The 14059-nt window shown below is 45.5% G+C and carries 13 protein-coding genes and 1 pseudogene; 7 read left to right on the top strand and 7 right to left on the bottom strand.

The features are described from left to right. The first annotated feature begins 126 nt into the window (after nucleotides 1-126). The gene (locus tag L0G63_RS07525) at nucleotides 127-798 is read left to right on the top strand and encodes a thiamine phosphate synthase (protein WP_301450078.1); all 672 of its coding nucleotides are present in this window, start codon (nucleotides 127-129) and stop codon (nucleotides 796-798) included. Nucleotides 799-825: 27 nt separating this feature from the next. Here L0G63_RS07525 and L0G63_RS07520 read toward each other — a convergent pair whose 3' ends face one another. Next, the gene (locus tag L0G63_RS07520; RefSeq protein ID WP_301450077.1) at nucleotides 826-1155 is read right to left on the bottom strand and encodes a TraR/DksA C4-type zinc finger protein; all 330 of its coding nucleotides are present in this window, start codon (nucleotides 1153-1155) and stop codon (nucleotides 826-828) included. A 446-nt stretch (nucleotides 1156-1601) separates the two neighbouring features. Between L0G63_RS07520 and L0G63_RS07515 the strand changes: the two genes are divergently transcribed. The 5 genes from L0G63_RS07515 (at nucleotide 1602) to ruvB (ending at nucleotide 6744) form a co-directional block, all read left to right on the top strand. Then, a complete protein-coding gene (locus tag L0G63_RS07515) occupies nucleotides 1602-2816 on the top strand; it encodes a phosphoglycerate kinase (RefSeq protein WP_301450076.1) in 1215 nt (404 codons plus the stop codon). Between the two features lie 254 nt (nucleotides 2817-3070). Further along, nucleotides 3071-3451 carry a hypothetical protein gene (locus L0G63_RS07510; protein WP_301450075.1) on the top strand — a complete coding sequence of 127 codons (381 nt, stop codon included), beginning with the start codon at nucleotides 3071-3073 and terminating at the stop codon, nucleotides 3449-3451. A 396-nt stretch (nucleotides 3452-3847) separates the two neighbouring features. Then, entirely contained in the window at nucleotides 3848-4882 is a 1035-nt protein-coding gene (fba, locus tag L0G63_RS07505) for a class II fructose-bisphosphate aldolase (protein WP_301450074.1), read from the top strand. An 87-nt stretch (nucleotides 4883-4969) separates the two neighbouring features. Beyond that, nucleotides 4970-5590, top strand: a complete 621-nt coding sequence (ruvA, locus tag L0G63_RS07500; protein WP_301450073.1) for a Holliday junction branch migration protein RuvA — start codon at nucleotides 4970-4972, stop codon at nucleotides 5588-5590. Between the two features lie 173 nt (nucleotides 5591-5763). After that, a complete protein-coding gene (ruvB, locus tag L0G63_RS07495; RefSeq protein ID WP_301450081.1) occupies nucleotides 5764-6744 on the top strand; it encodes a Holliday junction branch migration DNA helicase RuvB in 981 nt (326 codons plus the stop codon). A 70-nt stretch (nucleotides 6745-6814) separates the two neighbouring features. Here ruvB and L0G63_RS07490 read toward each other — a convergent pair. The 6 genes and pseudogenes from L0G63_RS07490 to L0G63_RS07465 form a co-directional block, all read right to left on the bottom strand. Then, nucleotides 6815-7218, bottom strand: a pseudogene (locus tag L0G63_RS07490) (FAD-binding protein). A 1-nt stretch (nucleotide 7219) separates the two neighbouring features. Then, a complete protein-coding gene (locus L0G63_RS07485; protein ID WP_301450072.1) occupies nucleotides 7220-7450 on the bottom strand; it encodes a hypothetical protein in 231 nt (76 codons plus the stop codon). Nucleotides 7451-7546: 96 nt separating this feature from the next. Then, complete coding sequence (locus tag L0G63_RS07480) at nucleotides 7547-9205, bottom strand: AarF/ABC1/UbiB kinase family protein (RefSeq protein ID WP_301450071.1); 1659 nt, start codon at nucleotides 9203-9205, stop codon at nucleotides 7547-7549. 117 nt (nucleotides 9206-9322) lie between these two features. Next, on the bottom strand, nucleotides 9323-10027 hold the full coding sequence (locus L0G63_RS07475; RefSeq protein ID WP_301450070.1) for an SCP2 domain-containing protein: 705 nt from the start codon (nucleotides 10025-10027) through the stop codon (nucleotides 9323-9325). Between the two features lie 80 nt (nucleotides 10028-10107). After that, entirely contained in the window at nucleotides 10108-11178 is a 1071-nt protein-coding gene (gene ubiE, locus L0G63_RS07470; protein WP_301450069.1) for a bifunctional demethylmenaquinone methyltransferase/2-methoxy-6-polyprenyl-1,4-benzoquinol methylase UbiE, read from the bottom strand. Between the two features lie 65 nt (nucleotides 11179-11243). Beyond that, nucleotides 11244-11957: a hypothetical protein gene (locus L0G63_RS07465; protein ID WP_301450068.1), complete on the bottom strand. Its 714-nt coding sequence runs from the start codon at nucleotides 11955-11957 to the stop codon at nucleotides 11244-11246. A gap of 386 nt (nucleotides 11958-12343) precedes the next feature. Here L0G63_RS07465 and L0G63_RS07460 point away from each other — a divergent pair, with 386 nt between their 5' ends. Next, complete coding sequence (locus L0G63_RS07460) at nucleotides 12344-14020, top strand: ATPase (RefSeq protein ID WP_301450067.1); 1677 nt, start codon at nucleotides 12344-12346, stop codon at nucleotides 14018-14020. Nucleotides 14021-14059 lie beyond the last annotated feature (39 nt).

The raw sequence follows: 14059 nt of genomic DNA, 5'->3' as shown, positions 1-14059 counted from the left end.
TATGCAGGCGTTCTATAATATTAATTAGCGTTGCACTTGGTGTGTTAATCTAAGTATGTAAAAAAGGCTGTTATATCATATAACAGCCTTTTTATTGTGTTGAGTTTAAGATTAAGGATCTGCCCTATGAACCAGTCATCAACCTCATCTGCGATACCCAAGCTATATTTGCTGACCAATGATGATGAATTTGAATTGTTGTATCAAAAGTTAGATGCGGCATTATCTACGGGGCTCATTGCATTGTTGCAGATTCGGCGCAAGCGTGTTCTGAGCTTAGCTGACGGCGATTCGGTACTCTTGAGGGAAGCAAAAAAAATTGTCGAATTGGCTAAATCGTACAATGTGCCAGTGGTCATGAATGATGATGTGGTATTAGCATCAACGTTGGGGATTGGCGTACATCTTGGGCAAACAGATGGCAAAATTTGTGACGCTATACAATCTCTGAAACCAAGTCAAATAATTGGTCGCACGTGCCACAGCGATGTTGAATGGGTTAAAGAGGCGAAAAATGATGGCGCAAGTTATGCTGCGATGGGGGCTATATTTGCCTCTACTACCAAACCGAACGCAGATGTCATCTCGCGTCAACAGCTAATCGAGGGGTGTCAGCAAGACATACCTATATGCGTCATAGGCGGGCTGACAGCAGAGAACGTTTCAGAATTAGTCGATCTGCCGATTGCTCTTGTGGCTGTCGTTGGTGATATTATGGATTTGCCAGTAGAGAGTATTGCTAAGCGTTGCTATGAATGGCAGCAGGCATTTTCTCAATGGAAAACGCCTGCTGAATAAAATGCGTTTTTGGATAAGGTATGATAGCTATTCGGCATGTTCCATGCATAAAGTTGCATAAGGAATCGCTTCTAAACGTGGCTCTTCAATCGGTTCACCGCAGACTTCGCACTCACCATACGTACCATTTTCAATGCGGCCCAATGCATTGTCGACATAGATGAGGTTTTGGCGTGCCTCTGTCATCAAATTTTTACGCATGTCGTTTTGACGATAAGAAATAGCTTGATCTTCCCAATGCTCATTAAGGTCATCTTGTGGGTTTTGGATATGATCTTCTATCTTTTCAATACGAGACTCATACTCATCTTTTAATTTTAAAAGATTTTGTTTGGCTGTGTCTAAATTGATACTCATTATGTGCTCCCAAAAGGTTATTGTTATTGTCAACGCTTCTATCATAAAGAGCCTGACTGCAGAGTACCACCACGAAATGTTACTGTTTATTGATATGACTAAAGCGCCTAACTACAATCGTTTCATTTGTATATAAACCTTAAATGACTGAGCAGATAGGTTCGTTTTGCTAAAATTCATCGAAGGTTGCTTGTGAGCCTTTGCTCGAAAACTGGTAGAATACACCGCCGCTGATGTCTGCGCTGTTATTTGACCCAATAAAACAGCGCCGATGGCTGGTATAAAGACTCAGTGATAAAGACATGATGAAGAAAGACATGATAAAGATAGCCAGACTTAAGGTGAATCGTTGAGCATATGCCGTAGATGATTGAAAAATGATTCGTCATATCAACAATGGATAGCAATCGTAAATTAATAGATATATTGATGCATAGGAGCAGGTAATGAATTTTTTGCGTATGAGTGAGCTGAACTTAACCGATAAAGTGGTATTGATTCGAGAAGATTTAAACGTACCTATCAAAGACGGTAAGGTTGCAAGTGATGCACGCTTACAAGCAAGTCTACCTACTATTAAAATGGCACTAGAAAAAGGGGCTGCTGTCATTGTGTGCTCACATCTAGGACGTCCAATAGAAGGAAATCCTGAGGCTGTTTATTCATTGGCTCCAGTTGCTGACTACTTGACAGACAAATTGAGCGCGCAATTATCAACGCCCGTGCGTCTTAACAATGACTATCTGACTCACGGCGCCTCTGTAAAGCCTGGTGAAGTTGTACTGCTAGAAAATGTGCGTTTTAATGACGGTGAAAAGAAAAACGATGCGACTCTAGCGAAGAAGTATGCGGATCTTTGCGACGTTTTTGTCATGGATGCATTTGGTACAGCGCACCGTGCGCAAGCATCGACAGAAGGTGTGACCCAAGCGATGCACCAAGCAGATAAGACCGTTTGCGCAGGCCCTTTGCTGGCAGCTGAATTAGACGCCTTAAGCTTAGCGCTTGAGACACCAGCGCAGCCTATGCTTGCCATCGTTGGCGGGTCAAAGGTATCGACTAAGTTAGAAGTATTAAATAGTTTGGCAGAAGTCTGTACACAGATCATCGTGGGCGGCGGTATTGCCAATACTTTCTTGGCGGCGCAAGGACATAGTGTGGGCGCGTCGCTATACGAGGCAGACTTAGTCGACACTGCGCGCGATATCATGTCCAACACTGAGGTATTACTGCCTGAATACGTCGTCGTTGCTGACAAAAATGACATCGATTTTGCTGATTTTACTGGCTCATTGCAAAAGGCAGTGGCAACCATCAAGTCTGTTGATGCAATTGGCGACAATGACATGATATTGGATATTGCACCAGAGAGTGCCAAACAGCTTGCTGATGCTATCATTCATGCAAAGACAATTTTGTGGAATGGGCCCGTTGGTGTGTTTGAAGTGGATGCATTTGGTCAAGGGACACAAATACTAGCAACAGCTGTAAGAGACAGCGACGGTTTTTCAATCGCAGGTGGCGGTGACACATTAGCGGCGATTGATAAATATCAAGTTGCTGATGGTGTCAGCTATATGTCCACAGGCGGCGGTGCATTTTTGGAGTTCGTGGAAGGTAAGGTGCTCCCAGCCGTGGCTGCACTGCAAATCAGTACCTAATGACTTAACGTTACTCTGCATTTTAGTAACACTAGACGTACAACTAATAGTAAGCATCTAAGGTAGTCTGTGAAAATAATATTTTGACTTTCATTTGGCTTATTCATATTGATATAGCTAAAATTTATAGTCATAGATTATTAAGCAGTAATTATTTGTTTCTACACTGAAAATTATTATTGCATGTCTCATTCGCACTCTATAAAATAGCGCGACCATGTATCTTGACATGCATTATTTACGAGAGGTTTATTATGTTAAAACGTCATTTGTTACTTGCTAGCGTACTTGCTGGTACTTTTGCAGTTACTGCATGTAGCCAACAAACAGAAGAAAACACGGAAGCTGCTGTTGAGTCAGCTGGTGATGACGCTGAAGCTAATGTTGATGCCGCCGCTGCTGAAGCTACTGCTGCCGAAGCTGAAGCTGCTGCACAAGACGCTGGTGCTGAAGTTGCTGAAAGTGCAGACACTGCGGGTGCTGCTGCAACAGATGCTCTAGAAAACACTGGTGATGCTATCGCCGAAGGTACTAATACAGCGGTCGAAAATACTGCTGAAGCTGTTGCTGATGGCGCTAACGCTGTTGCTGACGGTGCTAACGATGTTGCAGTTGATGCAGAACAGCAGTACTAAGTAATTAAATGACTGACTTTTTGGGTACTATTGTAAGTCATCCATTATCACAGTCATTGCTCTATAAGCCTCGAAATACTAGAAAAGCCTTGGTGATTGCCAAGGCTTTTTGCGTTATGTGCTATAAGATTAAGACACAGGTAAATTGACATATAGGCAATAGGTCTGGCGCATGGCAAAGCGCATTGAACCAAAGAGACAGATTAGGCTGACAAATAGTCAGGCAATCGCTACGAAGCCTGCACAATTTTTGCTATAATCACCGCGTGATAATCATGCCCTAGAGTCTTTAGAATTTTACTCAAGCATATCGTTGATGGCATCGAGCAAACAGAGGGATGATTGTCACAAAGCTGTACTTAAAATACCATTCAAAATCTAATCAGAGAGCATCTTATGGCCCTAATCTCCTTACGTCAACTTTTAGATCATGCCGCTGAACACAGCTATGGTGTTCCTGCCTTTAACGTCAATAACTTAGAGCAAATGCGTGCAATCATGATGGCTGCGGATGCTTGTGATTCACCTGTCATTGTCCAAGCCAGTGCGGGCGCACGTAATTATGCAGGGTCAGCGTTTTTACGTCATTTGATTATCGCTGCTATCGAAGAATGGCCACACATTCCAGTGGTGATGCATCAAGATCACGGCATGTCACCCGCTATTTGTCAGCGTTCAATTCAGCTTGGCTTTTCATCTGTGATGATGGACGGCTCGCTTGGTGAAGATGGCAAGACGCCAATGGATTATGATTACAATACCAGCGTCACTCGTGAAGTGGTCAAAATGGCACATGCGTGCGGTGTCTCTGTAGAAGGCGAAATCGGTTGTCTAGGTAGTCTTGAGACGGGTATGGCTGGCGAAGAAGATGGCTCTGGCGCTGAAGGCGTATTGGATCACGAGCAGCTTTTGACCAGTGCCGACGAAGCTGAACAATTTGTCAAAGACACCAATGTTGATGCGCTAGCGATTGCTATCGGTACGAGTCACGGTGCTTATAAGTTCACGCGTCCACCGACAGGCGATATTTTGTCGATTGAGCGTGTAAAAGAGATTCATGCCCGTATTCCTAACACGCATCTTGTGATGCATGGCTCTTCATCAGTGCCGCAAGAATGGTTAAAAGTCATCAATGAAAACGGCGGTGATATTGGCGAAACGTATGGTGTGCCTGTTGAGCAAATCGTAGAAGCGATCAAACATGGTGTGCGTAAAGTAAATATCGATACCGATTTGCGTCTAGCCTCAACAGGTGCTATCCGTGAGTTCTTGGCAAATAATCCAAGCGAGTTTGATCCACGTAAATACTTCAAAGCGTCTATGGTCGCGATGTCAGACATCTGCACCAATCGTTTTGAAGCGTTTGGTTCCGCTGGTCAAGCGCATAAAATCCGTCCAATTAGCCTCGAAGGTATGGTGAATTTCTACTAGTGATAGACAGGCTAGCAAAAAACAGTATGGCGCGGTAGACGGCAGCTGATTTTACTTGATGATAACCTTTATTAGAGGCAGAAAATAATGATTGGATTGATTACTGGACAGGTGCAGTACTTAATGGCACCAACAGCTTGTATCATGACAACCTCTGGTGTGGGTTATGATATCGAGCTGCCATTACCGTCATTTTGCCAATTACAACTCAATGAACAAACGAGCATCTGGACGCATTTTCATGTTCGTGAAGATGCCCAGCTGCTTTATGGTTTTATTGATCGTAAAGAGCGTGATGTCTTTCGCCAACTCATCAAGATCAATGGTGTTGGAGCAAAAATGGCGCTAGCGATGCTGTCTGCAATGTCAGCGGCTGAGCTAAAAATGCATGTCGAACAAGAGTCAGAGGCGGCATTGACGCGCATACCGGGTATCGGTAAAAAAACCGCTCAACGTCTATTGATTGAGTTAAAAGATAAGCTAAAGAATATCGAAGTGGATAATGGCTCATTGGCGCTTATGCCCGAGGCAACGCCTGTCTCTCAAGAAGGCAGTATCATTGCTGAAGTAGAAGGGGCGCTGATTAGCTTGGGCTACAAAGAAAAAGAAGCTCAGCTCGCCATCAAAGCGGCTAAAAGCAAAGGCGATACCTTTAACGATACTCAAAGCTTGTTAAAAGCGACCTTACAGCAGCTATCTGGTTTTTAGATCGTATCCGCTCTCTATCGATAGCAATTTGATAATGTAGTAAAAAATAAGCGACATTGATTGTCGCTTATTTTCGTTTTGGTCTCTACTTTATGATGTTTTGCATGACTTATGCGCAGCGTTTGGTTATGCTATTTGTTACCTAATTTTTTAATATAATGATAAATTCTATGATGCAAGATCGCTTAATTAATCCGCTAGAAGGCGCCAGTGATGCACCTGATGCCAATATTCGACCAGCATTATTGGCTGAGTATATTGGTCAGCCAGTGGTACGTGAGCAAATGGAGGTGTTCATCGGTGCGGCGAGAGGCCGCGACGAAGCGTTAGATCATACCCTGATATTTGGTCCGCCAGGACTGGGTAAAACGACCCTTGCCAATATCATTGCTCGTGAAATGGGGGGTAATCTGCGCTCTACCTCAGGGCCTGTGCTTGAGCGTCCAGGGGATTTGGCTGCTATGCTGACCAATTTAGAGGCGGGTGACGTATTATTTATTGATGAGATTCATCGCCTAAGCTCGGTCATTGAGGAGATACTTTATCCAGCGATGGAAGACTTTCAGCTGGACATTATGATCGGTGAAGGGCCTGCTGCGCGCTCTATTAAGCTTGATCTGCCACCTTTTACCTTGGTTGCAGCAACGACGAGAGCAGGACTATTGACGTCACCGCTGCGTGACCGTTTTGGTATTGTCCAGCGCCTTGAATTTTATAATATTACGGATCTAACGACGATTGTCACGCGGGCTGCACGCTTGATGCGCGTACCTATGAGTGAAGATGGTGCGATTGAGATTGCTCGCCGCGCTCGTGGTACACCAAGGATTGCCAACCGGTTGCTACGCCGTGTGCGTGATTATGCCGAGGTAAAAGGCGATGGTAGTATCAATGGTGCCATTGCAGGCAGTGCACTTGATATGTTGGCAGTGGATAGACGAGGACTTGATCACCTAGACAGACGATATATTGAGATTTTGCATGAGCGTTTTGATGGTGGTCCCGCTGGGGTGGAAGCTGTGGCAGCGGCAATGGCTGAGGATCGCGGCACACTAGAAGATGTGATTGAGCCCTATTTGATTCAACAAGGATATGTCCTTCGTACCGCTCGCGGACGGGTTTTGACACAAATGGCCATTGATCAAATGTTATGACAATGAGCATTAAAAATGCGCCTGCCTCTAATTAAAAGCAGGCGCATTTTTTTTGGTTATTGCTTTGACTCTATGTATGTTTTGATTTCAGCCGTGTTAAATCATACCCTGCGGCAGATTTTTTGGCCCGCGTGCCTGTACGTACGATATCTCCGCTCGCAGTGACCACCTCGAGCGCGAGTACCTCATCTTTCATGGTGCCATAACGTACCACATTGGTATCTGAGGCACGAGTGGCAACCATGCCACCGATACTGGCGTTGGCGCTGGGGTCTATTGGAAAAATAACCCTGTATCGCGCAAGTAATGATTCAGCTGCTCACGCGTCACGCCAGACTGTACGGTGACCGTCAAATCGTCACTATCGACTTGCAAAATAGCATCCATGGCATGCATATCGATGCATAGACCACCGTAAGGGGCGTTCAATTGACCTTCTAATGATGAGACAATACCGAAAGCGATCACTGGCATCTTATACTGATTGCAAATCTCGACTGCCGCGGCGACCTCTTTGTTTGTTTTTTACAGTCAATACCGCATCTGGCGGCTGATTGGCCAGCCAAGTCATGGTATGATCGTGCTGCTCACGCACTGTCGAATTCACACTCAACTGCTTACCGAAGCGCTCTTGTATGGCTGCAATGGCGTCGCTGTGGTTTGAGTTTTCGGTTCTTTGAGTCTGTGACAATGGTAGTGATAACATAAGGTCTCCTATAGACAATGCGATTGCTTGGCATTAAATTAGCATATTCAGCATCCATTTGATATGAGACAATGACGGGCATTTGTTCTTTTTGATCTAAATCAGAATGCGCCACACAACCACTAAAATCGCCAATAAGTAAAAGACAGGCGCAAACCAGCCCACTTGAGTTGCAATACCAATACTAATCCCAAATCCTGCCAACGCTAACCAGTCGCGGCGACGGTCGTTGAGCATATCAGCACGGATTTGTTGTATCTCACGCAGTTGGCTGTCTTGGCGTGATCCTTGTGAGGCAAGGCTTTGTAAACCTTGGTCCAGTAGCTTTGGGATATCGGTGGTAGACAAGAGCAGCTCAGGCAATTGCTGGCGCAACTGTTGCAGATTACGCATGGGATCTAGCTGCTCTTTAATCCAGCTACTCAAAATTGGCTTGGCAAGTGACCAGATATCAAGATCAGGATACAAGTCGCGACCAAGTCCCTCTACATGAACTAATGTTTTGAGCAAGAGCATTAGCTGCGGCGGTATACTCATATGATGGCGACGGGCAATGTCTAAAATCTGCATCAGTACACCAGCAAAATCGATATCATTGATTGATTTTTGTAGCATCGGGCCAACAGTGCGTTTCATATCACGCATTAGGGCATGTTTATCCGCATTTGGTGGTATCCAACCTGCACGGCTAACGATATCAACGACCGCAGTAAAGTTGTTATTCATGACCGCAAGTAACATACGTGCCACGATAAGTTGATCGTCTTTTGATAGGGTGCCCATGATGGCGCAATCAAGCCCGATATAGCGTGGCTCATGACCCAAATCAACCGCTGCCATCCCTTCATGCAGTGTTTTGACAGGCGGTGTTTCTACGAAGACATTGCCTGGATGCATATCAGCATGAAAAAAGTTATCACGAAAAACTTGGGTAAAAAATATCGTTAAGCCTTTTTCTGCAAGCGCGGCACGGTCATAACCCAACTGATCAAATATCTCAACTTGTGAGATAGGAACCCCTTGGATACGCTCCATGACCATCACGTTCTTGGCAGCATCATAGACTTCAGGCACATACATCAATGCTGAACCCAAGAAGTTATTGCGCATCTGGGTGGTATTGTCAGCTTCAAGCGTTAAATCCAGCTCATTGAGCATTACTTGTCGATAGTCTTCGACAATATCGATGATATGAACGGCGCGTGCCGCCTCGATACGGGCAGAAGCCCAATTTGCCAGTTCTCTTAGCAATTCAAAGTCAGAGACAATCACCGTGCGAATATCGGGACGCACGACTTTAACCACCACCTCACGCCCATCATGCAAGGCTGCGGTATGGACTTGAGCGATAGACGCTGCTGCTAATGGTTTGACATCGAAGCGAGCAAACAACGTATTGATGGGTTGTCCAAGCCCCTGTTTTGGATGCTCAATCTGGCCGATCGCAATATCTACATCAAAGGGTTTGACCTTATCCTGTAGCTGCACTAATTGAGCGATGATCTCAGGTGGTACCAAGTCGCGCCGCGTTGAGAGTAGCTGGCCTAACTTTAGGAATAGCGTACCCATGTCTTCAAGCGCGTACTTGATCCCATTTGGCTGATGATCTTTGCCCCACGCTGCTGGATGAATACGGATTAGACGCGCTAACGGTTGTAGCTGCGGCGCCTCTTCAAGGGGTAGGTGAGTATCAAGACGATACATCGCGGCGATACGCCAAAGCTCAAGTAGACGGGCGCGGTGGGATAGTAGCATGGGATTGGGTACTCTGGACAAAAACGAAAATAGGGCAGGTGCTGTATCTCATGATAAGTAAATCCTATCAGCAATAGGAGTTACTCATCGTGAATTAAACACATTGCCAATAAAAAACTACTGATGGAACGAGTTATTAAGGAAATGGGCTTGCTCTGCTTTGATCGCATCAAGCTTGGCTTGCTCGCGTTCGACATCTGCACGCAACTTTAGAATCTGCTGTTTGAGGTCATTGGCTTCAGCGACCTCAGCAGGATCAGGCGCGCCATTACCTGCTACGTCATTGGCCCAATCACTGACATCGTCAAAAGCACGTTTGGCATTGTTGCGCCAGCTTCCTTTAAGCTGAGAGATGAGCAGATGCAATTGACTCGCCATTGGTTTGCCAATCAGTGGCTCAAGTTGGCCTGCCAAATCAGGGTCAAAACCAGCCACCAACTGTTTTAGTTGCATCAGCACTTTATAATCGCCCTCGATTGGTAAGTTACCCTCAGTGCCGCGCATCAGATTAAGTAGCTGCGCTGGATTGTCGACAGTGATGGTGCAGTCTGGACGGCTATGACCCAGACGGGCACGCTCCATACTGGCTTTTTGACGCTCATTCATCTCCCCGCTTGGCTCAAATACGCTTTCTGTCATCACTGGTTCAAAACGCAAACGCTCATGAGTGAATAGCACGTCCAAATCAATGTCAGGCATGGCCATATTGAGACGCAATACTTTGCCCGCAAGTGGGGCTAGACCGGCTTTGGTGATCTCGTCACTTGCAATGGCAATGTTAATCAGCTTTTCGGCACCAGCCAGTAATAAAACAGTCAGCATAAGGCTCTCGCATCAGTCAGTAAGCGCCTTTGAGTTGGCGCGTAGGGTATTGGATTCAATATGGCGTTGCTAGTGGTACGTTATGCTTTAAAGCCGCGGTGTATAGCGACAATGCCCGCAGTCAAGTTGTGATAATCACAATTCTCAAAGCCAGCTTGTTGCATCATCTGTTTGAGTGTTTGCTGATCAGGGTGCATACGGATTGATTCCGCCAAGTATTGATAGCTTTCAGAATCGTTGGCAATCAGCTTGCCCATCATCGGCAGCGCTGTGAATGAATACAAGTCGTAGGCTTTAGATAGCGGCTCAAACACAGGTTTTGAGAATTCCAAAATCAATAAGCGACCGCCTGGTTTTAGGACGCGGTACATGGCTTTTAGCGCTGCGTCTTTGTCTGTGACATTACGCAAACCAAAGCTAATGGTCACCAAGTCAAAGCTCTCATCATCAAAAGGCGCCAACGTCTCAGCGTTCGCAAGTACAAAATCAACATTGTTACAGCCAGCATTGATCAGACGTTCACGGCCCACTTCTAGCATGGCAGCGTTGATATCAGACAACACAACGTGACCGTTTCTACCGACTTCACGGCTGAATACTTTGGCCAAATCGCCAGTACCACCAGCAATATCTAGTACATGTTGACCCGCACGAACGCCTGATAGGCTAATGGCGTAGCGCTTCCATAGGCGATGAATACCAAATGACATCAAGTCATTCATAATGTCGTATTTTTTGGCGACAGAGGTGAATACATCAGCCACACGGGCTTGTTTTTCGGCTTTATTGACGGTTTTATAACCAAAATGCGTTTGCTCGTTACCATCGGTCTCAGGCGTATGTGGGTTATTGATATCATCACGCTGATTGAAGAGGGCTTGTCTTTGTGCTGATGTCTGTGCTGCGCTGCTGGTATGAGCGGTGTTTTCGTTATTTGGCATAGTGGTTTGCTGGCCTTGCGGCGTTCCGGTTGGTAGGTCTTGGACGTTGGTAAAATCATTGTTATTGTCAGCAGGTTGGCTGCTGGCTTTATTGAGCGATGATGTCTGCGTACTCAATACTTTTGCACTGATTTTTTGATCATGAGTGATACTGTCTTTTACCAGCTTGTCTTGCAAGTCAGTATGGGGGCTATTTGGCGTGTCGGTCATCACATTATCCTAGGATTTGTTGTTATGATTGTCTTTTTGGCGCGGTTATAGGCTGCTACATCAAACTATGATACATCAAACGCTACTGGCTTACCGTCATTATCGTTATTGTGGACCTGATCAATAATGGATAGCTCACGTGTGCAAAACGGTTCAATAAAGCTGCTGACACTGCTGAGCGGTTTCATGGCTTTAAAGCCTGTGTCGATAAAGTCATAAAGCGGTTGATAGCCGTGACGGTAGGCAGTGCCTTTTGCTAGGGAAAACGCTTGTTTGAGCATAAATGAATTTAGGTGTTTGTCAGTGCGATAACAGACGTCTTTTAGGTTGGCTATCTGTAGACGGCGCTCGTTTTCTTCATTGACAGCGCGGTAGGCTGTGAGCATCGTATCTTCATTGACTGGCAAGTCGTTATCCAGTAGCCACTGCGCCAAATGCAAGTCCAGCTCAATCGCAAAAATCGCCGCTTGGATCCCCATGCTACCGGCGTCTAGCGCAGATTCTTTTGCAAAACGTTCTAACTTCTTAGCTTTTGGTAAGATGCGAGCCAGCTGTTCTGCCAACAGCTTGAACTCTTCCCCTCCATATAGTTGCGTCAAAAAATAATCTGCCATTAACTGGTTTTTGGGTTGTTCAAATAACGCACGGTGAGTGCGCTGAAGACGTGCCTGTTGCCATGATTGTACGGCTTTGAGCTTAGTGTTTAAAGCCTCATCTTGATGATGCGGCAACGCCCAAAAACGGGTCAGATGTTGCTGTAAATCGACTAAGGCGGTCATGGCGGTAAATCCTATAAAAATAAATATCTTTTTGAATTGAGTATTTTTGAGTTGAGTATAAAGTAGCGAGAATTCATCAACGCATTAAAACATATAATAAATTTCGATGATCTATTGGGTAAGCGTGAAAAAAGGTCTTCACCATAAAAGAAAATAAATAAGAATACAAATGTCAAACTGTTACATAGCAATATTATTTACTCGATGGGCGTGGTGCTATGATTAAGTGGTTTGCAAATCAAAGAGATAAATTTTTAATAATGAATAAATCGCCTTTGTCAAAAAAACAGCCAGCTAAGAGAGCTTAGCGTGTCTAGAGCTTAACGTTTTTTAATGGCCACGTATCATCCTACTGCCATATGATAAAAATAAGAGGGAGTCCACTCATGTCCAAAAAAAATGATACTACTGAACCTGCGGCACTACAAGCGGTGAGTGCACAATTTAGTGAGCAAGTCATCGAGCAACGTCTAACGCCAAACCCCTTAAGTCAGTTTTCGATGGATAAGGACGCCCTTAGGCTTGCGTTGGTTACGGCACAATACGCACTGCGAGCCACACGGCAACAAACGCCACCAACGCTCAATAAACCAACGGGGCTATTGGTACTGGTCAATGGTATGGAGCAGGCAGGTAAGGGAACGGCTGTCAAGCAATTAAGACAGTGGGTTGACCCAAGGCTGCTCAAGGTTGAAGCAACGGCGGGCCATTCTCCATTAGATTACCAGCCTATTTGGCAAACGCATACCAGTGCGATGCCGCGTCATGGTGATGTGATGGTGTATTTTGGCAATTGGTATGCTGACTTACTCTATAATGTGATGCGACTGGCAACATCGGAGGGTGAAGACAGTGCATCGAGCAAGGATAATAAGAATGCTGAGACAAGCACATCGGTCATGGCGACATGGCAAGCATATTTAGAACAGCAGTTACGTGAGCTCAAAGTCTTTGAGCAAGACCTGATCGCCAACCACACCAGATTGCTTAAATGTTGGTTCCATGTCGATATCGAGACGCTGCACGAGCGCCTACAAGATGATGAGGCAGATCCACAGTTTTTGTATCAAATTGACTGGAACCATAAAAAAGTTGTCGAAAAATTCAATGAGGTGGCAGTGACATTACTGCGCCAGCAAGAAGACTGGATCATCATTGACGGTGATGACAAATCGACCGCAGCAGATAATTTTTGTCACGAAGTCTTACAAGCAATGCAAACCGCGCTGACCAGTAGTCGTCCAAGTCAGATGAAGCCCGTAGCAAAACCATCAAAGTCTAAAACGCGAAACTCGACAGCAAAAGCAGAACAGGCGCCATTTGTACCAGCAAAGATCCCCAAACAGCTGACCCATATCGAGAGCTCAAAGATAAGTAAATCCGACTACAATAAAGCGTTGGCAGAGAAACAAGCGCGCCTCGCTGAGCTGTTACGAGCGCGTCAAGGTCGCCATGTCGTCTTTGCATTTGAGGGCATGGATGCGGCTGGCAAGGGCGGATCGATCAAAAGATTGGTGGCAGCGCTCGATCCCCGTGAGTATCAGATTTATAATATCGGCGCGCCGATGCAATATGAAAACCAGCACCCTTATTTATGGCGGTTTTGGACCAAACTGCCCAATGAACAAACCAACCGTGTTAGCCGTATTGCCATCTTTGATCGGACTTGGTATGGCAGAGTATTGGTTGAGCGTGTTGAGGGGTTTGCGACCGATGAAGAATGGCAACGCGCGTATGATGAAATCAACCGTTTCGAATCCGACTTAACAACAGCTGGAACGTTGGTCATTAAATACTGGTTGGCGATTGATAAAAAAGAGCAACTCAAGCGTTTTGAAGCTCGTAAAGACACACCGCACAAGCAATTCAAACTGACTGAAGATGATTGGCGCAACCGTGACAAATGGTCAGACTACGTTCAGTCGGCCGCTGATATGCTGGCACGCACCGATACAAAAGCAGCACCATGGTGTATTGTGGCGACTAATGAGAAGCGTCAAGCGCGTTTGGCTGTGTTAGATCATGCCATACAGCAGCTGTTAGCCGCCTCGGATAGCAAATAGCCAGTGGAAGATATCCCCTGTTCAGAGGTTATCTCAATA

This window comes from Psychrobacter sp. (assembly GCF_030454045.1).
Lineage (GTDB): Bacteria > Pseudomonadota > Gammaproteobacteria > Pseudomonadales > Moraxellaceae > Psychrobacter.
Note: the sequence above shows the minus strand (reverse complement) of the source record. Positions and strands in the feature narration are given on the sequence as shown.